Here is a 25364-nt window from a genome sequence, read left to right on the forward strand (position 1 = left end):
GATGGATGTTCTTCGGTTCTATGGTTTTCATATAACCCTGTCGAGTTATAACGAGGCCGGATACACCAACTAAAAATTATTTTCTAAAATATTGAACAGATAAAAGTGTGATGTTAAAATATAAGTAAATAATTCGTGACAGACATTTATCCGGAAGAAGGTGACGCTATGAGTATCAAATATGTAACGATTTCGAGAGAATATGGCTCCGGCGGACGTGAAGTCGGCAAGAAGCTTGCAGATAAGCTGGGAATTCCATTATATGACAGAGAGATCATTGAGCAGACGGCATTTAAGACGGGTTTTGCAGAAGAGTATGTAAAGAAACAGGGCGAATATGCCAATGCCAAAAACTGGATCGAGTATTCTTTCTCTGCGAGAAACAGCTACGGAATGAGCCCTGAGGATTATCTCTGGGCAAAGCAGAGAGAAGTTATCCTTGAACTTGTGGAAAAGGGACCATGCGTTATCGTAGGTCGCTGTGCGGATTTCATTCTCGGAGACAGAAATGATGTATTGAACGTATTCATACATGCCAACCTTGAATACAGAAAGAACCGTATAACAGAGATTTATAAGGATCCTGAGCACACTGATAAGATGCTTAAGGATATGGATAAGAAGAGAAAGTTCAACTACAGATATTATACCGAGCAGGAGTGGGGAAAGTGCCAGAACTATGACATTACCCTGGATACGGGAACCCTGGGAGTTGATAATTGCGTAGATATCATCTATGACATCTGCAAAACAAAGGATGTTGATAAACAGTCAAAGTGAGGGCTGATATCGGGTGGTGTGACGTCTTACACAATGAAGTGAAGAAAAGCTCATAAGTTTAGAGAGTTTATGAGGTACGTGATGCTTTCGCTGATTAGTGTGAGTATATGAATAGTGACAAAGACAGCGAGTTTGGAAAGTGCTCCAAACCCGCATCTTTGCGTACAAGAAATTTGTTTGGGGGATCATCATGAAGAAAGACAGATTGGCGGGAGTATATCTGAAATCCCTGGCAGCAGTAATGATTTCAACCCTGGGTGTTTCATTCAGCGCGTTTGGAGCCGGTTCGAAAAGTCCGGTTTGGGGTGTTGCGGCGAAAACCAATAAAGAGGTAAAGAATCAGGACTCCTCAGGCACCGGCACGAAAGAGAGTGGTTCGGGAATAAAGAACAATGGTCTCGCCACAAAACAAAAGGGTCCAGGTGCAGTTCCTGAAGTTTCCGGGCAGGCTACACTTAATGATTTTGTATGGTACTTTGACAATGATTTTCCGATTGACGGAACACCACTTACGGAACTATGGGATCTGGGCGGAAAGTGGAAAGCCATCATTAAAGTGGTAACTCCTGTAAACGGACAGGATCAGTGCAGAATAGTCGTAAGTGACGCGGATGTTCAATACATGGGGTATAAGGTTACGCTTCTCATGGATGTGAGAGAACGTTACCAGTTTATGGTGAGCGAGTCTAAGGATATGGAGACTCTGGAGACGGCTGACGGTATTACCATGGTATTTAACGGTGACTGGATAGATGACTACGGTTGTATAGATGTCATCAGCGCTAACAGTGATCTGCATCTCCAGATTTATGATTATGTTGAGGTTTCCGGAAAACAGTATGCTATGGGTACGGTTTTGAACGGAACCAGGGCTATCGGAGAAGTTGCCATGATAAGAGAAATCTGATGGAGGAAATGCTATGAGCATTTGCACAAATTGTGGGCAAAAGATTCCGAAGGGTGCGAAATTCTGCAGCAATTGCGGAGCACCTGCCGGTAAAGAAAAGAAGGCTGCTGTAGCCGACAAAGAGAAAGAATTGTTAAAAGGGCAGAGGATTTCGGAGAATATATATCTTTGCCCTGACGGAGCATATCGATGGATATATGAGTTCGATATGGTGAAAAATCCGGTACTTCTATTCACGGTATGGCGTGTGATGGCAATGACATTTGCAATCGTTATGATATTTGTCTGCGGATTGACACTCATCGAGGGCGGCTATGATGACCTGATGGATATGCTTGGTCATATGGCAGGATTCGGGATACTGCTCCTTGTGATGATGGGGATAGGTGTGATAGCCTATCTTATCGTGGCTCAATCCTATGGCTGGAAGTACATGGTTCTTTTTACAATGGATGAAAAGGGTGTAGAGCATCGCCAGATGAAGAGCCAGTTTGACAAAGCCCGCGCCATGGGGTGGCTCACCGCTGCGGCAGGCCTTGCAACCGGCAGAGTGAGTGCCGCAGGTGCCGGGGCGCTTGCGGCCACCCGCGACAGTTCTATTTCTGTTTTTGAATATGTAAAGAAAGTAAAGGCAGTCCGGTTCAGTAATGTTATCTATGTGAATCAGATGTTATTTCACAATCAGGTATATACATCCCGGGAAGACTTCGATTTTGTGAGAGACTATATAATGAAGCATTGCAGAAATGCAAAATGTATAGGTTGAGAAGAGCCTTACAAAACTCCTATGGAAACATTGATTATAATCAGCGTTTCCATAGGAACTCCGGCGTCGGGGCACGGATTTTCAAAGGAAGTTGATGCTTCGCATCGAAAATCCGGCCGGGGAAACGCTTTAAGCAGCGTTCCCCGAGATGAATAAAAGCAGTTTTGATGGTATCCTTAAGTTTTTATGAATTCCTTGAAAAGTTTTAAACAATCTATTAGTATAGTAACATTGCGCCGATGATTCATTTATCGGCGCCTTTCTAAATAATATGGCAATATTCCGAAAGGAAATCTGCCATTTAGCGTCAGTCACTGCAAGTCGTATTGTATTGCTGACGTTCGTGATTATTCGAGAGGTCTTTTCATTATTTCAAAACTCGGATTAAAATTTCATAGTAAGGAAGGAGATAAAAATGGACGTTGTAAAAACGCTTTCAAAGTCCATAAGGGAATTCAAGGGTGCTGCCATACAGTCACCGCTGTTTGTTGTTCTTGAATCACTTGTAGAGACCATCATCCCATTTGTTACTGCGAAACTCATAAATGAGATCAAAGCAGGCTGCGGTATGGAGACCATTACAAAGTTCGGTATCGTGCTTATTATTCTTGCAACACTTTCGCTGTCCTTCGGCGTGATTGCCGGAAATGCCAGTGCTACCGCTGCAACGGGATTTTCAAGGAACCTTCGAAAGGATATCTTCTATAAGATACAGGACTTTTCTTTCGAGAACATCGACAGATTCCAGACCAGTTCCCTTGTTACCCGTATGACTACAGATATCCAGAATGTACAGCTTGCATTCATGATGCTGATACGTATCGGTTTCAGAGCACCGATGATGCTGATCTTTTCATTTGCAACAGCATTTATCATGGGTGGCAGAATGGCATGGATCTTCGTTGCAGTCATTCCCATACTCGGCATTGGCCTTGCAATGGTAGTAAGAACAGTTATGCCTTTGTTCCGTGCGGTATTCAAGAAGTACGATGCCTTGAATGACTCTGTACAGGAAAATGTCACCGGTATGAGAGTTGTGAAGTCATTTGTACGTGAAGAGTACGAAAAGAAGAAGTTTGATACTGCCGCAACTGATGTTCAGATGGATTTCACGAAGGCAGAGAGAATACTTGCCATCAACAATCCTTTGATGCAGTTCTGCCTTTATGTGGTAATGATCTTTGTCCTTAGTTTTGGTTCATACCTCATTATCTCAACAAAGGGCACTGCACTTGATGTAGGACAGTTCTCTGCACTTCTTACATATAGTTTCCAGATTCTCATTTCACTTATGATGCTCAGCATGATCTTCGTCATGGTTACCATTTCTGCTGAGTCTGCAGAGCGTATCGCAGAGGTTCTGAAGGAAGAGAGTACACTTACAAATCCTGAGAATCCGGTGATGGAAGTTCCGAACGGCTCTATCGATTTTGATAACGTAAGCTTTAAGTATTCGAAGAAAGCGGAGAGATTTGTTCTTTCAGATATCGATCTTCACATTAAGTCAGGTGAGACCATCGGTATCATCGGAGGAACCGGTTCATCAAAGTCATCCATCATACAGCTGATTCCAAGACTCTACGATGTAACTGAAGGTACAGTATCTGTCGGAGGTCTTGATGTAAAGAGATATGACCTGAAGACTCTTCGTGATCAGGTAGCGGTAGTTCTTCAGAAAAATGTTCTTTTCTCAGGAACCATCAAAGAGAACCTTCGATGGGGAAATCCTAAGGCTACCGATGAAGAGATCATTGAAGCATGTAAGCTGGCACAGGCAGATGAGTTCGTTCAGGGCTTCCCTGACAAGTATGATACCTTTATCACACAGGGTGGTACCAATGTTTCCGGCGGACAGAAACAGCGACTCTGTATCGCAAGAGCTCTTCTTAAGAAGCCGAAGGTGCTTATACTTGACGACTCAACCTCAGCGGTAGATACAAAGACAGATGCACTTATCAGAAAGGGTTTCAAGGAGTTTATTCCTGAAACCACCAAGATCATCATTGCCCAGCGTGTATCTTCGGTACAGGATGCAGATCGTATACTTATTCTTGCCGGCGGAAAGATTCAGGATATCGGAAATCACGATGAACTTCTGTCAAGAAATACAACCTATCAGGAGCTTTACAAAGCACAGAACAAGATGACGGAGGAAGCTGCCGCAGCAGGAGATGCAGAAGAAAATACAGAAGGAGGTGTCAGATAATGGATAAGAAAAAAACACTTCCATCAAAAACCACTATCATAAGACTTATAAAGTTGCTGTTTTCGTTTTATCCGAAGCTGGTTCCTTTCACACTGGTATGCATACTTATCAATGCTGTGGTAAGTGCGATACCATCCATGTTCCAGCAGAAAGTCATCGCACTTATCGAGCAGAACTGGAAAGACGGTGACTGGAGCGCTGTATCAGGACAGATTCTCGGTCTTGTTTCAGTGCTTGCGGTTCTTTACGCTATTTCACTCCTTGCAGGTATAGTTTACAACCAGTGCATGGCCATCATCACACAGGGATCGCTCAAGAAACTTCGTGTGAAGATGTTCGATGGGATGCAGGATCTTCCTATAAGATATTTTGACCAGCATGAGCATGGAGACATCATGTCTTACTATACAAATGACGTTGATACTCTGAGACAGCTCATATCCCAGTCTATTCCGCAGCTCATAGTTTCTGCGGTTACCATAGTGACCATATTTGCACTCATGATGTACTACAGCATCTGGCTTACCATTATTGTTGTAGGCGGGCTTTTCGTCATGACAAAGGTTGTAAAGAAAGTGGGCGGCGGCTCAGGAAGGTACTTCATGAAGCAGCAGAGTGCCGTTGCAAAGACCGAAGGTTTCATTCAGGAGATGATGAATGGCCAGAAGGTTGTTAAAGTATTCAATCATGAAGCTGCAGCCGAAGCAGATTTTGACAAGATAAATGATGAGCTTTTTGAGGTGGCCAGAACAGCCAACAGATATGCCAATACCCTGATGCCGATCCTTGGAAATATCGGTAACATTCTTTATGTTGTTCTCGCCTTTGCGGGTGGTGCACTTCTGTTACTCAAGGTGCCTAACCTCAGCTTAAGCGGTATGGCACTTTCCATAAGCATCACCGTGCCGTTCCTTAATATGGAGAAGCAGTTTGCCGGACAGATCGGAGGTATCTCTCAGCAGATCAATGCTGTTGTCATGGGACTTGCAGGTGTTAACCGTATCTTCAGCCTTATGGATGAGATCCCTGAGGAGGATGACGGAGAGGTTACACTGGTTCACGCCAAAGAAGAGAACGGTCAGATAGTTGAGTCATCAGAGCGTACAGAGATGTGGGCATGGAAGCACATAAAAGAAGACGGAACTGCCGAGTTCAGAAAACTTGAAGGTGACGTGGTTCTCAAGGATGTTGATTTCTCCTATGACGGAAAGCATACTGTGCTCCATGAGGTTAATGTTTTCGCCCGTCCGGGTCAGAAGGTAGCTTTCGTTGGCGCTACCGGCGCAGGTAAGACCACCATTACGAACCTCATTAACAGATTTTATGAGATTCAGGACGGAACCATCACCTATGACGGCATAGACATTAAGAAGATCAGGAAAGCGGATCTCCGCCATTCACTTGGAATCATCCTTCAGGATACAGTACTTTTTACAGGTACTGTTATGGAGAATATCCGTTATGGGAAGCTTGATGCCACAGATGAAGAATGTATGGCGGCAGCAAGACTTGCGGGTGCGGATGACTTCATCAGAAGACTCCCTGAGGGTTACAACACCATGCTTCTTTCAAACGGTTCAAATCTTTCACAGGGACAGAGACAGCTTATATCTATTGCGAGAGCTGCCGTTGCTGATCCGCCTGTAATGATCATGGATGAGGCGACTTCATCCATCGATACTCATACAGAGGCCATCGTTCAGAGAGGTATGGACGCACTTATGGCAGGACGTACTGTATTTGTTATCGCACACAGACTCAGTACGGTTCAGAACTCTGATGTCATCATGGTTCTTGATCATGGACGTATCATTGAGAGAGGCTCACATGACGAGCTTATCGCGGCAAAGGGCAATTACTATCAGCTCTATACAGGTGCATTCGAACTTGAGTGATGGTTTATACCGGCTTACGGAATCGGGATTTATCCGGTTCCGGAGCCGGTTTTTTAGTGCTTTATTTCCAATCCGGAAATTAAAAAAAGTTCTGCTCAGACTGAACTGTTACAATACACTATCGACAAAACATGATGCAAAACAGCGCAATTTGCAGTAAAATGGTTTTCATGTTTTTTAAGGGGATAGGATATTTTGAGAGAACGAGAACATAGATATAATTCAAAATCACAGTATAAGGGACCAAGGGCGAACCGTAATAGCGGATCCAGGGATAAGTCTGAAGGAAAACCGGAGTCTCGCAGTGAGTTGGATATACCCGGTGGTCAGATAAAAACTCAAAGAAGCAGAAGAAATGTTCGTAGAGTCGCAGAAAGCAGACCGGATAAGGCTAAGTCTGTGCAAAGAGGAGGACATTCAGGCAGAAACATTATCGAAGATCGCCCCATAAGGAGAAAGAAAGCTGTTAATGATACTGAAAAAGAGATTCTAAGAATGAGGGATCTTGAACAGGCATACCGCTGGCTTGATCAGCAGACAGAGCCTGAGGAACCGGGACAGGGAAGGCACATCAAGGTTGAGAGCGTGGGAAAGGTTCTTGGACCGGGCCCCGGTAGGGTTTCGTGTTCCGGAAATGCATACCGCACTCTTGAAAATAAGGAAAGAGCCGATTATGGCAAAAGTCGAAAGCGTGCCGGAAAAAGAAAAGGCGATAAGAAATCCGATGGCTTAAATGGAAGCATAAAGGGGTCCGGTGAACGCATTCCCGGCATAAAGAAGTTTAAGCACAAGGCAGCTGAACACGTTGAACTTTCGGATGATATGATCAGGCTGCCCGGGGAAAAAGAGGATTCCGCTGAAGATATTTCCGGTAAGGGAGTAAATCTGATATACGGCGATGATCTGACCGGAAACAATGACAGAAAAAAGATTCTTTTTAATACCCGTCAGAGTAACTATTCGGGTGTCCGTTCGGAACGAATGATGGAAAGTCAGAAACGAAGGGAAATAGAGAATCAGTTTCAGGACGTACATCCATATATTCGTGATGAGGATGAGAGTGATAACAGAGACTCACGCCGTTCGCATCGATGGGGAAAGCTCCTGATATGTATTTTTGCCTTTTTATTTATCTATGAGATAGTGCTTCTGGGAGCATTTTCCATGGTTCCGGACCTGAAGGGCAATGTTAAAGAAAAGGCTGTTATGGCGAAGGAGAATTTCCTCGGGAAGTTTCAGTCGGAGAAGATGATTCCCGAGACAGAAACTCCTGAAGAACCGGCTGAGACCGAAACTGTGGCTGAGAGTATGGGTGAAGAGACGGCAGTATCGGATGTTTATGTCAATGAATCCGGCGCCATGGCTGTCCAGAATCCTACCATCCCCATTGATGTCAAGGCCATCGGAACCGGGGATTCGGAGCCTGTAGAGCTGCTGTTTGCAGGTGATATTTATCTGAGCGACCACGTCATGGATGCATATCATTCGACAGGTGATATATCAGGGGTATTATCTGATAATTACCTTCAGGAGATAGCTTCCGTGGATTATTTTATGGCTAATGAAGAGTTTCCTTTCAGTACCGGCGGGAAGCAGGCAGAGGATAAGCAGTTCACATTCAGAGTGGATCCAAAGTATGTCAGCATCTTCAAGGATATAGGTATCGATCTGGTGACACTTGCCAATAATCACACACTTGACTATGGGACTGAAGCATTGGCAGACACCATTAGCACTCTGGATGATGCCGGAATACGACATGTTGGAGCGGGAGAAAATCTTAAAGATGCAAGAGAAACTGTAACCGTAAGCATCAAGGGCAAAAAAATCGCCTTTATCGGAGCCACAAGGGTTATTCCCGAGGCGAACTGGGCAGCCGGTGAGAGTTCTGCAGGTGTATTCTCCACATATGATGATGCCAATCTTATCGCGGACATAAAGGCCGCAAAGGAACAGGCTGATTTCGTTGTAGTTTACGTGCATTGGGGTGAAGAACGAAAGGAAAGCCCGAATGAGGTTCAGAAGACTCTGGCACATTCCATAGTTGATGCCGGCGCGGATCTTGTCATAGGTGCTCATCCGCATGTTTTGCAGGGGACAGAGTACTATAAGGGTGTTCCTATAGTTTACAGTCTTGGTAACTTTATTTTCGGAAGTTCCATACCGAAGACAGCACTTCTTAAGGTGACAATTGAAGATGCTGAGGATCCGGAAGACGAGGCAGAAACGCCGGCTATGATTAACAGTGATGCGGGTAATGTTTCTGATGCAGTGTCTGATAATGCAATCGGGTCTTCAGGCTCAAATGAAGTGAAGCCTTCTGAAAAGAGCAGAGAGTGTGTTGTGAAGCTTCAGCTGATCCCGGGAAAGTCCGGAGCAGGATATACACAGACACTTGATGCCGATTCAGATAAAGCTGATTTTTACAGCTACTATGCAGGCATAAGCAGCGGTATAAGCGTGGATAGTGAAGGTGTAATCAGCAAAAGATAATTAGATGTGGGGACAGTTTAATCTGCAAAAGAATGTTTGAGCCGGAGGTCATCCATAAAAAAGCGGGACGCTTCGGCAGAAAAATCTAAAACAGTCCCCCTAAGAACCACCAGGACCTCGGCAGTTTCTGAGTTTTCCTGATAAAAACACTGTTACAATTATGTTAATGAATAGAGTCTTAGGTTGACAAGCTCTTTCAAAATCTGTAAACTTATGGTCGGTAATAATCTATCGTAAGTTTACATGCTACTGTAGCACAGTCGGTAGTGCATCTGATTCGTAATCAGAAGGTCACCGGTTCAAGTCCGGTCAGTAGCTCGATATACTTTGTATGATGAGATTTCGGTTGGTTGCAACTGATCAGAACTATAGTATAAAGCATATTACCGAAGACATAGGTCCTGGTTCCGGATGCGAGGAATCAGGACCTTTTTAGTGTCATAAAGTAATTGATATGCTGCAACAAAAGCAGGTTTATATTTCGGTGTCCTATCTGGAGGTGGCATGCTAAATCAACTCTGGAATCTGCACTTATTTAGATACAGGAAAATGGTTTTGCTTTAAGACAAAGTTACATGGTGTGAGGGTTATAAAAAAATATATTTCAAAACCGGGGGCGATATCGGGAAAAAATATACAAAATTTTGGTCAATATTTTCCTTGCAAGAATATATATGTTCAATGTAAACTATAGAAGTTGTTGTATATTAAAATTCTTTGTGAATATTTGATTTTTAAGGATAATTAATGAGAGTAAATAAATTGTTTCTTGCAGCGGCGGTGACTGCCCTGCTTGCGATTTCGTCTTCGGTGGCTGCATTTGCAGATGAAGCTACCCTGACATGGATTGATACTGACGGAGACGGTGTAACCGAAGCTTATTACTTTAACCCTGACGGAACATATTATGCGGCAGGAGATCTTGCAGAGGGAAATACAGGTGATTCAGGCAGTGCAGATTACACTGAGACTATATCTACGCCGGATATGGGTGGTGAGCAGGCCGGTGAGGCAGGAGCATCGGATATGGCTTCATACGATGACTTATCCGCATTCCTTGGATCAGAAGCTGATGCCGCTGCAGCATCTGCAGCATATTCAGGAACCGGTCGCATGGATATCGTGAACTTTGCAAGACAGTTTGCCGGTGCAGGAATCCTTAGATATGGCACAGGCAATACATTAAGCGGGCCTGCGGATTGTTCCGGATTCGTTCAGGCAGTTTACAGACAGTTCGGGATAAATCTTCCGAGAACATCGAGACAGCAGGCGGCAAGTGCTCCGAGATATGTGAGCGAGGCAGAGATGCTGCCCGGAGATCTGATTTTTTACGGCGGAAGCATTGGCACAGTATCACATGTTGCCATATACACAGGAAGTAACTCTATAGTTCATGCCACCAACAGTCGTCGTGGATGGGTTTTTGAGGATCATGGTACAAGAGCTCTTCATTATGAACATATCGCAGCTATCGGAAGATTCTGGTGATGACTTTGAACTGAAGATTCAGGGAAATGCTTATTAAAGAGTTTCCCTTATTATATCTTTCATTTTGTCCGGCATGAAGAAGCCATAGTGTCAAGGCTTTCAAACTATAGCAGACTCCGGACGAACAGAAAGTGTTATATCGGATATAATGCAGCTTCCTTTATGGAGGCTGCATTTTTATATTAGAGAATAGTTTAGTCGAGGTACCTACAGGCCTGAGCCGGACTCCATCCCGCTTGGGTCAACAGATTCCCCGGCTAAACGGTTAATATCTGAGAGAGATCATAAATGGAGATGTGGGCGATGGACTATCATATCATCATATGAGTATGCTATAATTCAGAACGTATAATTCTTAAATAGGAGCAAAAATCAATGTTTTTTATTTTTGGTATGAATCAAGGTCGTAAAGACCTTAATTATAATCAGCAGATGACCTGTGATATCTGCGGCAGGATGGGGCAATACAGAGTATGGATGACATATATGTCATTTTCGATTTTCTTTATTCCTGTTTTCAAGTGGAGAAAGATCTACTATGTAGTGACTTCCTGCTGCGGATCTGTGTATGAACTGAGACCGGAGACAGGAAGAGCTATCGAGCATGGTCAAAACGTCTCCATCAGTACAAGCGATCTGTACCTGAAACAGAAAGGTGCCGGAGCTGAAAACCGGAAAGCGGCAACCAAAATTTGTTATGGATGTGCGTATGAAGCACCTGAGGATTTTGAGTTCTGTCCGAGATGCGGAAAGAAGTTTTGATGTAATGTTCGTGGGTGTTAGCGCTGATTAGTGAGTGGCAATACATTAGAAACTCACATCATGAGAGTAATGGGGATATAGTATGGATTGGAATGCAATAGTAGGACCGCTTTTAACATTGGCGGTGTTTGGAATAATAGTGACATATATTACTTACAGGGTTAGAAGATTTCGAAGATCTATCATGGGACAGGCTATCGAAACCATAGCCAAGGCCATGGTTACTGGAGAAGGTGTTATTGACGAGGCGGAAGCCACCGCAAGACCAAAGTCTCTTGCCAGCATGGATTCGATTTATGTTCCGAGAATAGAGAGGGACTTTCCGGAGTTCAGCTGGGATGAGTGGAAGACACGTATTCAGAATGCGGTAGTTCTCAGGATGGAGGCTATAGACAAAAGAGAGCCTGAACTTTTGAACGGTTATCCTGAGGTCATGAGGGAAGTTGAGAGCCTTATCACAAACGATAGCGTTGTTTCTTCCGGCCGGGCCTATTCAGAAGATGTTCTGGAGTACAAGAGCAGATATGCGTATAAAACGGTTGTGGCAGGCTATGAACATGGAGACGGAATCTGTACTATTCATGCCCAGACTTCTGCAAGTTATGAGAGAAGGGTAAAGGTTGGAACTAAATCCAATTCTACGGGAGAATCATCCACAGGATGGCAGATGCGAAAGTTCCAGTCAGTGTTCAATACTGATCTTGTATATGTTCAGGATGAAAAAAAGACTGACGGCAAGATGAGAGGCTATACCTGTCCAAACTGCGGTGCGCCGGTGACAGGGCTTGGAACCAAGATATGCGCATACTGCGGTACAGGCCTGGAAGGAATGAACCTGAAGGTCTGGAGAATTAACAGAATCTGGGAAAACAGGAAGTAAAATTAAACAATACGAACAGAGAACTGATACAACGTATATATATTGTTGATACATTGAAGCGTCTTTATTCAGGCTGAACATAACGTACCGATTACATATCATTCAAGATGCTGAATTACGGGTGATAGTAGTAAAAGTTCAGCTGAATATAGAATTTTGATCAGAATCAGAGGGCATCCATAAAAGCGTCCCGTTTTTAAATGGATGCCCTTGGTTATGATCAATGATTTATTCGTGGTTGAATTATCGAAAATCAATTCGCTGATGTCTGTGAATCAGAGCTGCGGATTTGTTTCATGAAGGAAACGAATGAAAGTATTTACTTCATGCTGTGTACGGAGTTTTGCAGCATACCTGATGCTTTCCGTACCATTGTCATCAGTTACCTTCTGACGCATCATAAGAACGTCATGGAACTTGTCGGCTATACGGCTTTCCGGATAAACATAAGAAGGCCCTTCTCTGCGGCTTGCATATACGCAGAAGCAGTCTTCAGTGTTTTCACTGGTATAATGCTTTAACTCTGCGGCAGTCTGGAGACGACCGTCCAGATAGCGGCGGTCTGTAGTGATCATATCAGCCCAAATCTTGTAAACATCCACAGAGTGAGCGTAGTTCATCATATCTGGAGCGGCTCCGCCTGCAGGACAGAGGGAAGCATTGACGGCAATATATTCACCTGTCTTGCCAAGATGTCCGTGATCCTTTGTGAGACGCAGGAACTCGATGTGCATGAAACGGGAACCTGTGCCTATGACCTTCAGAGCCTTGCGGCCAAGAGAGCGAAGCTTTGCAGGCATGTCAGGACATGTATAATATATCTCTCCGGTATCTGCGTGAACAGCATTGTCCTTTGCCGGAGCCCAAACAGTCATGGATTCAAACAGAGGCTCACAGTGACTGTCAACGATTGCATCGTAGGAGCAAAGTTCGGCCTCCACAGGAGATGCGGTAATGTCAAATGCAGAGATGTCTCTGGTATAAACAGGAATGCCGGCTTCCGCAAAACGCTTCAGTATCAGAACATAGTCTTTGATGCTTGCAAGCTCTTCATTTTTCATACCTGTTTTGATATTGAAGTCTGTGCGGAGTCCCGCATCCTGATAGAGCCAGTATTCGTTCATGGATTCAATCCAATCGATCTTTCCATACTTATATGACAGAAATGCTGCGGCACGATAAACCTGCTCATAGTCGATAAGATTGTCAACGCGATAGTATTCTGTAAGACTGTCTGTAAGATCCTGTGAAAGCTCATCATAGGAAGCATCACCTATGCCGAGAACATTGACACCGTTTTCCTTGAGACGGCGGCAGAATTTCCAGTAGTTATCCGGATAGTTTGGAGATAAGAAAACGAAATTCATATAAGTAAACTCCCTTGAGTATTTTGTAATATAAGATCGAAACCATGGTGTCAGTAATTGTGTATGAATGTATCAGCACTTATGTGGGTGGCGAATACATCTAAACCGTATAGGTAAAGATCGCTACTCAAAGCAATGCGTATTAACATTTCTATTATACATTTTTATTCGATAAAAAACAGTCAATGGGTCGAAAAATGTGCGGTAAAACAGGAACTATTGTAACATTCGGATGACTGCCGGCTTGAACCTGCTCCGGCTGAATCTTTAGTGAAATGCTGATTAAAGCGTTTCCCTGACAGGATTTTCGATTCGAAGCATCAATTTCCTTTGACAATCCGTGCCCAGACTCCGGAGGCTCTAAGGAAACACTGGTAAAATCGGTGTTTCCTCAGTTTACTGCTTCTGTCAAATTTATGGTTTTCGAAACCTGAAAAACATTTAAAGTGTCATTATTTTTCAAATCATGGTATAATATCGTTAATTAATTGCCAATGTTCGTGAATTATATTTGTGGGCTTGATAGTGCCTGTTGTATGACATTAGAAGAAGGAGGGCTTATGGAGCGAGAGCAGGTAGTATTGCATAGTAAACAGTTGAATAGAGATATGAATCTGATCATATATGGTACAAAAGGCGTTCCGGTTGTAGGATTTCCAACCAAAAGTACAAAGGCGGATGACTGGGAAAACAACGGTATGGTCAAGTGCCTTGAGGATTATATAGATAAGGGAATCATACAGCTTTATACTGTCGATACGGTGGACAATGAAAGCTGGCTTAATGAAAGCGGAGAGTATTCCTGGAGAACTTCAAGACAGGAAAGCTACTATCAGTTCATTATAGAAGAGCTTCTGCCGCTTATCAGGAAGAAAAACAAGACAAAGGAACTGCCTATAGCAGCCGGAGTCGGTATGGGTGCCAATCATGCAGCTATAGTTTTTCTGAGAAGACCGGATCTGTTCCAGGCAGTGATATCTCTGTCCGGAATTCACGATGTAAGATACTTCTTTGACAATTATATCGATCATGATCTCTATGAGAATGCTCCGGAACGCTTCCTTGAGAATATGCCGCCTGATCATCCGTACATCGATCTTTACAATAAGAGAAAACTTTGTTTTTGTGCGGGACAGGGGTCGCAGGAGTTTGACAGCCTTTCCACCCTTAAGACTTTGGAGAGACGTTTCATTACCAAAAGTATCGATGCATGGTGTGACTACTGGGGCAGGGATGTAACTCATGACTGGTACTGGTGGTGCAAGCAGATGGAGTATTTTCTTCCGTATGTGCTTGGGCTCAACGATGAAGATGAGGCTTGATGACAGTTTATATTTTCTGAGTTGGTGATACCCGTAAGAAGTATCACCAATTTAAGAAAGGGATTTGTCAGATTGCTTCACAGTTTTTTGAAATATGATATATAGTTTGAAGATTTAGTCGGGTCAGTGATGCCCCGGCTTTTTTTCGTATATGAATGATGTAAGGGTCATAAAATCGCAGTTTGAAGAAAGAAGATCCGGACACAAAATATACACATTTTATCGGGACATTTTTCAGCGGACTTTCAGTTTTGACATGTAAGCTACAACCATCAAAAGGAGGTACGACATGGCAGGACAGATTTTTGAAAGAATAGAAAAGAAGTTCATGCTTACAGGTGAACAGCTGGAGAAACTTCAGCCGGTGCTTGATAAGTATATGTCTCCGGATAAATTCACGGATTACACCATATGTAACATATATTTTGATACAGATAATTTTCAACTAATCAGAACCTCTCTGGAGAAACCGAATTACAAGGAAAAGTTGCGACTCAGATCCTACGGCGTGCCGGGTGAGGATCAGGAAGTCTTTCTTGAACTTAAAAAGAAGTACGCCGGCATAGTATATAAACGCAGAGTTTCCATGAAGATGAGCGAGGCCAGAAAATATCTTTATGAAGATAAAACGCCGGAGCTTGAAATGAACTATACAAACAGTCAGATACTGAAGGAAATCGATTATGCCAAAAAGCTCTATGGTTTAAAACCAAAGGCATTTATCGCATATGACAGAGTGGCACTGCACGGAAATGAAGATAATGACCTGAGAGTCACCTTCGACAATGCTATAAGAGCGAGAGAAAATGATCTGGAGCTCACATGTGGCGATCAGGGAGAACATTTACTTCCTGAAGGAAAGACGCTCATGGAAGTGAAGATTCCGGGAGCCATGCCAATGTGGATGGCTGAGGCATTTGCAGAACTTAATATCAATATGATGTCGTTTTCAAAATATGGGACCTATTATCAACAGCATTTTGCGGACAGGGTAGGGCATGAAGCGAAGATCATAGCACTTAAGCAGTTCAATGCAATAGAACTTCGGAAGAGCGGCTATGCGGAAACATTGGGTCACGTAGGAATAGCCGGACGAAGAGCTATGGCATGATGCCACATAAGTCAGTATTTATATTTCGCACGTACGTGTGCGATAGCATTTGGTAAGTGACAGGTTCTCTGACACCTGCATTACTATAAACGGATGAGAGAAATGTTCATTTTTCAGCATCTCGGATGAATATGAATTGAAATAAGCCTGCGGAAAAATAATCCGCAATATGAAATGGATTTTGGAGGTACAACATGTTAGATTCGATAATAAACGGAAGCACCATCACAGCAGAGGGCTTTATGATATGCCTTATAACTTCACTGGTTTTAGGCGCGGTTATCGCAGCCTTTCACAGCTTTAAAAACAGATACAGCAAGAATTTTCTTATCACACTGGTTCTTCTTCCGGCCATCATTCAGTCGGTCATCATGCTGGTGAATGGTAATGTTGGTACCGGAGTTGCAGTCATGGGAGCATTTTCGCTTGTAAGATTCAGATCACTTCCGGGAAACAGCCGTGAGATCGCATCGATTTTCCTGGCTATGGCAGTCGGACTCGCTACAGGAATGGGATATATAATACTGGCAGCGGTATTTACAGTAGTCATCGGTATAGTGACCATGGCGCTTGTGGCGGCACCTATAGGAGAGACCAAAGCACTTGAGAGAGAACTTAAGGTGGTCATCCCTGAGAATCTTGATTATGCGGGTATATTTGATGATGTATTTGAGACTTTCACCGAGGGTACAGAGCTTATCAAGGTGAAAACAGTAAATATGGGTTCACTCTACGAGCTGATCTATCATCTGACACTTAAGGATAAGAATGATGAAAAGAAGATGATAGATGACCTGAGAGCAAGAAACGGAAATCTTGAGATAGTTTGCGGAAGAATTGCTGAAAAGACAGAGACACTGTAAATAGAGAAACGCTGATTAAAGCGTCTCTCCGGGGCGGATTTTCGATTCGAAGCATCAATTTCCTTTGAAAATCCGTGCTCCGACATCATTATATATACATATGGAAAGGATGACCCGGGTACATTTTCGGGTTGAAATGAAGTTATGAAAAGAAAGAATTTTTCGGAAAATACATATAAGAGAACAATGAAGGGTGCTGCAACGCTTGTGACGCTTGCATGCGCAGCTGCAGTGATTGGAACCGGATGCGGAAAGAAACAGACTGAGACAGCAGCGGCTGTTGAGGCTGGGGCTTCAGCGGAAGAAAAGACAACAGATACTGATGCCAATGTTTCAAAAGATGAAACGCTAATAACTGTAGTGTCCGGTGAAATCAAGGTTTCCGGTGTCAATTCAAAGGGCGTAAGCATTAACGGTACTACAGTGACTATCACAGATGCCGGAACGTACAGGCTTAGCGGTGAACTTGAGGAAGGACAGATTTCAGTCGAAGCCGGAGATAAAGATGATGTGAGACTTGTGCTTGATGGTTTCAGCATTACAAACAGCGAAACAGCCCCCATCAATGTGGTAACTTCAGGCAATTTCTTCATTGAACTTGCTGATGGAAGCGAGAATGTGGTGGAGGATAAGCGTGAAGCGCTGAATCAGGATTCATCCTCGGATAAGCATGGAATGGAAGCACCTCCCATGGGAGGCGGTGCTGCAAATGGCATGGCTGAAGGACAGAATGGTGGTCCTGCTGATCAGCAGAAAACATCCGAAACATCAGAACAGTCAGGCTCTGAATCGGAAAAGAATGATATATCAAAGGAAAAGCCGGGTTCTGATAACAGTAAATCTTCAGGAACTGAGACATCATCTGATGTACCCGATGCAGCTATCTACAGTAAGTCAGATCTCTACATCACAGGCAGCGGTTCTCTTACGGTGAGCGGCGGTTACTGTGACGGTATCCACGGTAAGGATGCACTGGTTATCTCTGACGATGTCAGGCTTGAGATAACGGCGGCAGAGCATGGAATAAACGGTAAGGACAGTCTTGAGATTCAAAGCGGAGAAATCATTATCACTTCAGGTGAAGACGGCCTTCATTCCAAGGGGGATGTGACTATCAGTGACGGATCTCTGGAGATACATTCGGAAGATGACGGAATCCATGCGGATGCTGCGCTGATCATCGACGGCGGAAAAGTTGATGTGGCAGATTCCTATGAGGGACTTGAGGGACTTTCGGTGACTATCAACGGTGGTGAAGTTATCGTTAATGCTTCCGACGATGGTGTCAATGCCGCCGGCGGATCGGATACTTCCGATGATATATTTGCGGTTACTGATGGTGCGGCCATCACTATCAACGGTGGTAATGTTTACATCGCGGCTTCCGGAGACGGTCTTGATTCAAACGGCGATGTGGTGGTTACAGGCGGCGAGATATACATAGACGGTCCTGAAATAGGAGCAAACGGTTCCCTTGATTTCAATGGAACAGGAACTATCACCGGCGGAACTTTTGCACTGACAGGAGCTTCCGATATGTTCCAGAGCTTCAGTGAGGATTCAACACAGATTCAGCTGATCGTTTATTATGAAGAGCAGCAGGCGGCCGGAACCAGGATCACAGTGACAGATTCCAAGGGCAATGTCATTTATGAAAATGATGAATCAACTCAGGCATTTAAGGCGTTCCTGCTTTCAAGTGAGGAACTTAAGAGCGGCGAAACCTATACAGTTAAGACAGGAGATAAGGAAGAGTCGGTTACTGTAGACGGAAATATCGCGACTATCGGTGAGAGATCAGCCGGTATGATGGGCGGCCGTATGAATGGTGGTCGCGGTGCAGGCGAAAAGGATGGACAGGCCGGAAACGAAGCCCAGGGTGAGATGGGTACACCGCCGGAGGGCGCTCCGGAGATGAACGGGGCAGATGGTCAGAATGGCGTGGCTCAGGGTCATGGTGCTCCCGGCCAGGGAGGCCCGGGCGGAATGGGCGGTCAGAACGGTCAGGGTGGAAATCCACCGGCTGACATGGGCGGAACACCACCTGATATGGGAGGTGCCGGTCAGATGGGAAATCCACCTGAGATGCCGACAGAGGCCCAGTGATGGAACGGTGAGAAAGGTTTATAAAACTTATTGAAATTTCATAAACAAATCCCTCTTAGGTACAACAATCTGGATGTACCTAAGAGGGATTTTTATTGATTCCTGGTTGACTGTTACTGTATCAACTTGCTTTCATCAACGATCGCCCCTGTGTCTGCACTTGTCACAAGAGTTGCATATTTTGCCAATGCCTTAAGACGTGGCTTCACGAGAGGCTTCCATCCTTCTTTTCTTCTTGAAAATTCCTCATCACTTACATTGATTTCAAGTTTACGGTTATGGATGTCTATGGTGATTTCGTCACCGTCCCGAACAAAAGCAATAGGTCCGCCGTCAGCCGCCTCGGGCGACACATGACCGATGCATGGACCGTGAGTGGCTCCGGAGAAACGTCCGTCTGTTACAAGGGCAACGTCTTCATCCATTCCACGGCCCATGATGAGAGATGTTGTGGAAAGCATTTCCCTCATTCCGGGGCCTCCCTTTGGACCCTCATAGCGGATGACGATAACAGTTCCCTTTTTGATCTCTCCGCCGGAGATTGCCGCGTCGGTTTCTTCCATTGAATTAAACACTCTTGCAGTTCCCTTGAAATAGAACATGGATTCCTTAACGCCGGACTGTTTTATGACGGCACCGTCAGGTGCCAGGTTTCCACGGAGAATCGCGATACCACCTTCCGGTTTCTGAGGATTTTCCATGGTTTTTATCACGTCTCCATGCTGAACTGTCACATTCTTTATCCTTTCGCCTATGGTTTCTCCTGTCAGTGTCAGCTCATTTAAATTGAGTTTGCTTTCCACGGTCTTTAAAACAGCAGTGATACCGCCGTCATTGTCAAGAGATGCGATAGGATACTTTCCTGATGGCTGGAGGTTGCAGATAAAAGGAACTTCGCGGCTTATTCTGTCGAAATCGTCCAAAGTCAGTTTCACGCCGGCTTCATTGGCTATGGCCATAAGGTGAAGCACAAGATTGGTTGAGGAACCTGTAGCCATGGCTCCGGTTATGCCGTTTAGAAGAGTCTCCCTTGTCAGGATCTTTCTTGGGGTGATGCCTTCCTTCAGCATCTTCATAACCTCCCGGCCTGAAGCTTTTGCTATACGCTTGCGTTTGTTTGAAACCGCAGGAGCTGTTCCGGCACCCGGAAGAGCAAGTCCCAGAACCTCTGAAAGCATGCACATGGAATTGGCAGTTCCGAGATGTGCACAGGAACCCACTGTGGGTAATGTCAGCTTTTCGACTTCCTTCATATGCTCGGGCGTCACGACGCCTGCCTCCACCCGCCCCGGAAATTCACGAAGTTCCGATGAACAGAAAAGAGGATTTCCGTCAACGTAGCCCGGAAGCATTGGGCCGCCGGGAACGATAACCGTAGGAATGTTAAGTCTTGCCGCTGCCATGATCATGCCGGGGAGAATCTTGTCACATCCCGCAAGAAGTACCATGGCATCGAAGTGATGAGCTTCCACAACCATCTCTACAGAATCTGCGATGAGTTCGCGGCTTGCCAGAGGATACCTCATGCCCATATGACCCTGACATAATCCGTCGCAGATACAGATGGTTTCAGAACGAACCGGAACTCCGCCGGCTTCAATGACACCCATTTTTACGTATTCTGCAAGCTCCTGCAAATGTCTGTGTCCGGGTACCATCTCTGAAAAAGAACCTATAACTGCCACAAAGGGCTTTTTCATGTCCTCCTCATCCATTCCGTTTGCGTATAAAAGAGCACGCTGTCCTGATCGGGCAATGCCGTTTGTTAAAGTTGCACTGCGGTATGAAGGGTCTTTAAATTCAAAATCTTTATCATAATCTGCCATGTTTTTTCCTCCTGTAAACGTATGATTCCGGCCGCATGTCTCTTTTTCAAAGAGCGGTCTCACCGTAAAATGCCTCTCAACTATTGGTCTCAGTATAGCTTGACAGTCATTTGAGGGTCTAATACAATCCAGACATACGGTACATAAGATTTACGCATTGATATTTGAGGTTTGGTGCATTGATACGGGTGCGCTTTGATAGTTAATCCGTGGGTGCAATAGCGCTCAAGCCGGAGAGTATCCATTTGTATGCGTTAAGTAGGCGTCCCGCATACAAATGGATGCCCTCCGGCTTGAATCTACATATATTACAACTTGACTGTTAAATATGTTCGAATCAATTGTTGTGTGACTCATGGGAGATTAGAATAACGGCTCAGAAGGAAATTATATGGACTATCAGGTGTTTTTGGATTTATCCGCATTAAAAGAATATAAGACATTTACACTTGCGGCGAATCATCGCGGGTGTCTTCAATCAACATTAAGCCGTCGTATTCTGGCAGAAGAGTCTCAGTTGGAATGTAACTTGTTTGAAAGAAAGTCCCATGAGCTCACTTATGCAGGAAAGCTTTATCTAAGATACGGTGTAAGGCTTCGTCGTATCCTTTCGGAACTCAAGAACTATAGGGGTGATGAAAAACAGGCGGAAGAGGCATTAGACTTTAGGGCATTTTCCTATGTTTACGAAATACATGAAACCGGTAGCATCACTCGTGCGGCGGAAAACCTGTATATCTCACAGCCGGCCCTGACACAGTATCTGAATTCACTGGAAAGGAAGCTTGGCAGGAAACTGGTTTGTCGGCATCGTGGGCACTGCGAATTTACAGAAGAGGGGCTTAGATATATAACCATAGTTGAAACTGCCCGGAAAATAGACAGGGGATTTCGAACAGAGCTTGATACACATCTAAGGCGAATATCACATAAGATCCGCATTGCCTTAAGCCGTCAGACAGGATCACTCATGATATCCCGGGTGCTTTCAACATTTTTAGAAGAGTTCCCGCACATTCAGATAGATATCACAGAAGCGGATACTGACCGCGCCAGAGAGCTGCTTTTGAAGGACAGTGTCGATATGGCGATTCTTGTTGTACCGGGATTAAGCGGAGGCTCCCTAAAGTATACGGAAATCTATATGGAAGAGTTAAAGCTGATAACACCTCTTGATTTAAAGGAAAAATATCCCGGACCTGTTCCGTTGGAGAAACTCGACGGGGAACGCTTTATATTGCAGCAGGAGTTCACCGCTGTGCAGCATATAGTTTCCGCAGCCCTTAATCAGCATAATTGCAGTCCCGACGTAATCTGCCGTATCAATCTTTTTCGTGCCATGGCCAATATGGTGGCCTCCGGGGCAGGAGTTGCCCTTCTCCCGGATCATGCGCTCCTGGATTATGGTAAAGACTGTCATTCAGTGTCACTTGATCCGCCTATACACTATTACCTTGTGTATGCCATACATGACGAAACAAAGTGCAGCGAGGCCATGAAGAGGCTGATGGAGCTTCTTAAGGAATGAGCAAAAGAGTAAATATAATTGTTGAAATGTTTTAGCCATTCGGAACGTGACTTGTTCCGGATGGCTTATTTTTTTCGTGATAAGGCTGTCATGCGTGCATTGTGCTTGTACAAAAGCATTTGGGAACTCCAGCCATTTAGTTCGCTTCGCGAAGGCTGAAGCTGCATGACAAATTCCTACGGAATCTGTCACAAGGCATGTGACGGCTAGCGCAGAATCGAGTGGTAGTATTTCTCCTGCTCGATTTGATTTCTTCAGCATCATTCAAGCTTCATTTCGTAGAATACAGCTAAACAGGTAGTGGTCCTGAACATTTACCGATTATTACGGTAATGATGAAAAAAGTGGATGGCACGGATTATTAAAGGAAATCGATAAATCAATCGAAAGTCCGATCGGTGGAAGGCTTTGTGCAGTGTTTCATCAGGATTCTTATTCCGGGTCAGAGTGACGTTCTGAAAGGAGCAGGAATTATGTATATTGAATCAGCACTTATAAAAATTGCAGTGATTCCGGCGTATGAACCGGATGAGAATCTTATAGACGTAGCATCTGAAGCGGCAGCTTCAGGATTTGAAGTGGTAGTGGTTGATGACGGATCCACCGGTGGGAACGCCGTTAAAGCCGGTAAAGTTCCGGCAGAACAGTATCGCCGTATATTTGAGGATGCAAAGAGATTCGCACATGTCATAAGCTACAGTGAAAACAGAGGCAAGGGATATGCCATGAAAGAGGCATTTGCATACATCAGAGACAAATACAAGTATGAGCCCGGATATGCGGTGGTTGTCATTGACTCTGACGGTCAGCACAGAGTTACTGATGCGGTAAGACTTGTGGAATATGCAGCCGCTCATTCGGGAACACTGGTTCTCGGCAGCCGCAGGCAGAGCCGGTCCTCGCCACTCAGAAGTCGCATCGGAAACTGTGTCACAAGAAGGATTTTCAGAATGATTTCGGGAGTCGGAGTTTATGACACCCAAACCGGAATGAGAGCTTTTTCAAAGGAGCTTACGGAGAGGATGCTTGAAATTTCCGGCGACCGCTATGAATATGAGATGAATACTCTCATGGAATTTGCACAGAAGGGTGTACCCATGGCTGAGCTTCCCATTGAGACCATATACATTGACGGCAATTCCGGCAGTCATTTCGATGCATTTGCCGATTCAGTGAGGATCTACAAGGAAATTCTGAAGTTCGCCCTTTCCGGTTTCATAAGTTTTCTTATAGATTATGGAATTTTCGGATGTATAGTGGGCCTTTTCGGCACAACACCTGAGATTACGGTTTTCGCCAATGTTTTCGCCCGGTTTTTCAGTGCCCTCGCGAACTACAACATTAACCGGAATCTTGTATTTTCTGCCAATGTTTCCGACAGCTATACAGGTGAATCAAAGAAAGGCATTAGCCCCCTGAAAAAGTACGTGCTCCTTGCAGCGGGAGTGCTGTTTCTTAATACTTCCGTGATATACATCCTCACTGCCATAGCAGGTATCAACCCGCTTCTTGCAAAGATTGTCACAGAGGTTATTGTGTTTTTCCTGAACTTCGCCATTCAGAAGCGATATGTATTTGCAAATGAAGTCAAGGAGAACCGCAAGGAAAAAAACGGAACGAAAAATGCTTCGGACAACGCTGAAGATGATATAAAGGTTTTGGGCTACGGACAGTATAGAACCGTGTAACACCTTTCCGGTTTTTAATCATGAAAAAAATGATGTTTTTCACAGTCAGAGGATAATATGAGATTATTTGATTTTATTAAGAAAAAGAAAGCGGGCATCTTATACTCGGCGGGACTTACGGCATTTACATGCTATGCACTGCTGGATACCTTTGTAATTCCGAGAAGCTACAGTTCCACGGAGATCATTGCAGAGATTTCGACAAACAGTGACGGAAGTATCACGGTCGATAAAAGTGTATTTGAAAATGCAAAGGGAACAGCTGCAAATGCTGAGAGTAAAGAAACTGTCAGTGATGCGTCTTCGGAAAAAGAAAACAGCGAAATTGCGGCAGAAACCCGCGGAGAACAAAGAAGTTTTCCGAAAAAACCAGCCGCCGATAAAGTAAAAGACAGTTCGGAAAATACTTCTGATGAGAGCAATATGAATCAATCGGATGAAAACTCCTCAGAAAACGCTTCATCAGAAAAGCCATCAGGCAAACCTCCATGTGACAAAATTCCCGGAGAGGATGGTCACGGAGGATCTTTCGGACCAGGCAAATCATCAAAGACAAAAGCTTCTTCTGAAACTGCAGACGTGACAACCACCATCTCAACCGTAAGCTCCGATGAGATCATAGGAACCTACAGTGATGATGTAAAGACTATAACATTAAGCGAATACAGAGCAAATGAAACTTCGATTTATGTGGCGGATGTAGAGATGACAGGAGAGTCAACGCTTTCGGACGGAACATTGGCATCGGGAACGGATATCATTAAAACGGCTCTTGCGGACGACACCTATGGTAAAAACATCAAGGCGGCAACTTCTGATATAGCAGAGGCCAATGATGCCATCCTTGCCATAAACGGTGACTTTTATGGAGCGCAGAATGATGGATATGTCATCAGAAACGGAGTGCTCTACAGGGCAACATCAGGCGGCAACGAGGATCTGGCCATCCTTGCAGACGGAAGTTTCGAGATATTTTCTGAAGACGATCTGACAGCAGAAGAAGTGCTTGCGGCCGGGGCAGTTGATGTATTGAGTTTCGGACCTGGACTTGTTGAGGACGGAGAGATCGCAGTCACAAAGGATGAGGAAGTCGGTAAAGCCATGGCATCCAACCCGAGAACCGCCATAGGTGTACTTTCGAACGGGCACTATGTATTTGTGGTTACCGACGGAAGAACAGAGGAATCAATAGGCCTGACGCTGTATCAGCTTGCAGAATTCATGCAGAGTCTCGGATGTGTAACGGCTTACAATCTGGATGGCGGCGGATCCAGCACCATGTATTTCAAAGGTACCGTGGTGAACAATCCCACCACCGGCGGCAATGAGATAAAGGAACGATCCGTCAGTGATATCGTGTATATATCATGAGGAGG

18 protein-coding genes and 1 tRNA gene are annotated in these 25364 nt (G+C 44.5%); 17 read left to right on the forward strand and 2 right to left on the reverse strand.

Features of this window, described 5'->3' with window-relative positions; genetic code table 11:
* The first annotated feature begins 168 nt into the window (after positions 1 to 168).
* From BM294_RS00310 to BM294_RS00355, 10 genes are all read left to right on the forward strand, one after another.
* Positions 169 to 780 (forward strand): cytidylate kinase-like family protein, encoded by a 612-nt coding sequence (locus BM294_RS00310; protein WP_091203845.1) that lies wholly within the window; start codon positions 169 to 171, stop codon positions 778 to 780.
* Between the two features lie 190 nt (positions 781 to 970).
* Positions 971 to 1687 (forward strand): hypothetical protein, encoded by a 717-nt coding sequence (locus BM294_RS00315; RefSeq protein WP_091203847.1) that lies wholly within the window; start codon positions 971 to 973, stop codon positions 1685 to 1687.
* 13 nt (positions 1688 to 1700) lie between these two features.
* Positions 1701 to 2453: a zinc-ribbon domain-containing protein gene (locus BM294_RS00320; RefSeq protein ID WP_091203849.1), complete on the forward strand. Its 753-nt coding sequence runs from the start codon at positions 1701 to 1703 to the stop codon at positions 2451 to 2453.
* A gap of 415 nt (positions 2454 to 2868) precedes the next feature.
* On the forward strand, positions 2869 to 4659 hold the full coding sequence (locus BM294_RS00325) for an ABC transporter ATP-binding protein (protein WP_091203851.1): 1791 nt from the start codon (positions 2869 to 2871) through the stop codon (positions 4657 to 4659).
* On the forward strand, positions 4659 to 6554 hold the full coding sequence (locus BM294_RS00330; protein WP_091203853.1) for an ABC transporter ATP-binding protein: 1896 nt from the start codon (positions 4659 to 4661) through the stop codon (positions 6552 to 6554). Before BM294_RS00325 ends, BM294_RS00330 begins: the two co-directional genes overlap by 1 nt.
* A gap of 195 nt (positions 6555 to 6749) precedes the next feature.
* Positions 6750 to 9047 (forward strand): CapA family protein, encoded by a 2298-nt coding sequence (locus BM294_RS16160; RefSeq protein ID WP_242944364.1) that lies wholly within the window; start codon positions 6750 to 6752, stop codon positions 9045 to 9047.
* A 245-nt stretch (positions 9048 to 9292) separates the two neighbouring features.
* Positions 9293 to 9365, forward strand: a tRNA-Thr gene (locus BM294_RS00340).
* A 429-nt stretch (positions 9366 to 9794) separates the two neighbouring features.
* Entirely contained in the window at positions 9795 to 10535 is a 741-nt protein-coding gene (locus BM294_RS00345; protein WP_091203854.1) for a C40 family peptidase, read from the forward strand.
* Positions 10536 to 10910: 375 nt separating this feature from the next.
* A complete protein-coding gene (locus BM294_RS00350; protein ID WP_091203856.1) occupies positions 10911 to 11297 on the forward strand; it encodes a zinc ribbon domain-containing protein in 387 nt (128 codons plus the stop codon).
* 82 nt (positions 11298 to 11379) lie between these two features.
* A complete protein-coding gene (locus tag BM294_RS00355) occupies positions 11380 to 12177 on the forward strand; it encodes a zinc ribbon domain-containing protein (RefSeq protein WP_091203857.1) in 798 nt (265 codons plus the stop codon).
* A gap of 275 nt (positions 12178 to 12452) precedes the next feature.
* Here BM294_RS00355 and BM294_RS00360 read toward each other — a convergent pair whose 3' ends face one another.
* Positions 12453 to 13544, reverse strand: a complete 1092-nt coding sequence (locus tag BM294_RS00360) for an ATP-grasp domain-containing protein (RefSeq protein ID WP_091203859.1) — start codon at positions 13542 to 13544, stop codon at positions 12453 to 12455.
* Between the two features lie 560 nt (positions 13545 to 14104).
* On the opposite strand from BM294_RS00360, the gene BM294_RS00365 reads away from it, so the two are divergent.
* The 4 genes from BM294_RS00365 to BM294_RS00380 all read left to right on the forward strand — a co-directional run bounded on the left by BM294_RS00365 (position 14105) and on the right by BM294_RS00380 (position 18946).
* A complete protein-coding gene (locus BM294_RS00365) occupies positions 14105 to 14866 on the forward strand; it encodes an esterase family protein (protein WP_091203861.1) in 762 nt (253 codons plus the stop codon).
* 289 nt (positions 14867 to 15155) lie between these two features.
* The gene (locus BM294_RS00370; RefSeq protein ID WP_091203862.1) at positions 15156 to 15977 is read left to right on the forward strand and encodes a polyphosphate polymerase domain-containing protein; all 822 of its coding nucleotides are present in this window, start codon (positions 15156 to 15158) and stop codon (positions 15975 to 15977) included.
* A 194-nt stretch (positions 15978 to 16171) separates the two neighbouring features.
* Positions 16172 to 16840, forward strand: a complete 669-nt coding sequence (locus BM294_RS00375; protein WP_091203864.1) for a DUF4956 domain-containing protein — start codon at positions 16172 to 16174, stop codon at positions 16838 to 16840.
* Positions 16841 to 16984: 144 nt separating this feature from the next.
* Positions 16985 to 18946, forward strand: coding sequence for a carbohydrate-binding domain-containing protein (locus BM294_RS00380; RefSeq protein WP_091203866.1), 1962 nt, complete (start codon positions 16985 to 16987; stop codon positions 18944 to 18946).
* A gap of 113 nt (positions 18947 to 19059) precedes the next feature.
* On the opposite strand, the gene ilvD is transcribed toward BM294_RS00380, so the two are convergent.
* Complete coding sequence (gene ilvD, locus BM294_RS00385; protein WP_091203868.1) at positions 19060 to 20772, reverse strand: dihydroxy-acid dehydratase; 1713 nt, start codon at positions 20770 to 20772, stop codon at positions 19060 to 19062.
* 391 nt (positions 20773 to 21163) lie between these two features.
* Here ilvD and BM294_RS00390 point away from each other — a divergent pair, with 391 nt between their 5' ends.
* The 3 genes from BM294_RS00390 (at position 21164) to BM294_RS00400 (ending at position 25359) form a co-directional block, all read left to right on the forward strand.
* Positions 21164 to 22300 carry a LysR family transcriptional regulator gene (locus BM294_RS00390; RefSeq protein WP_091203870.1) on the forward strand — a complete coding sequence of 379 codons (1137 nt, stop codon included), beginning with the start codon at positions 21164 to 21166 and terminating at the stop codon, positions 22298 to 22300.
* A 473-nt stretch (positions 22301 to 22773) separates the two neighbouring features.
* Positions 22774 to 23988 carry a bifunctional glycosyltransferase family 2/GtrA family protein gene (locus BM294_RS00395; protein ID WP_139225825.1) on the forward strand — a complete coding sequence of 405 codons (1215 nt, stop codon included), beginning with the start codon at positions 22774 to 22776 and terminating at the stop codon, positions 23986 to 23988.
* A gap of 57 nt (positions 23989 to 24045) precedes the next feature.
* On the forward strand, positions 24046 to 25359 hold the full coding sequence (locus BM294_RS00400) for a phosphodiester glycosidase family protein (protein ID WP_175494382.1): 1314 nt from the start codon (positions 24046 to 24048) through the stop codon (positions 25357 to 25359).
* The last annotated feature ends 5 nt before the right edge of the window (positions 25360 to 25364 follow it).

This window comes from Oribacterium sp. WCC10 (genome assembly GCF_900113415.1).
Lineage (GTDB): Bacteria > Bacillota > Clostridia > Lachnospirales > Lachnospiraceae > Oribacterium.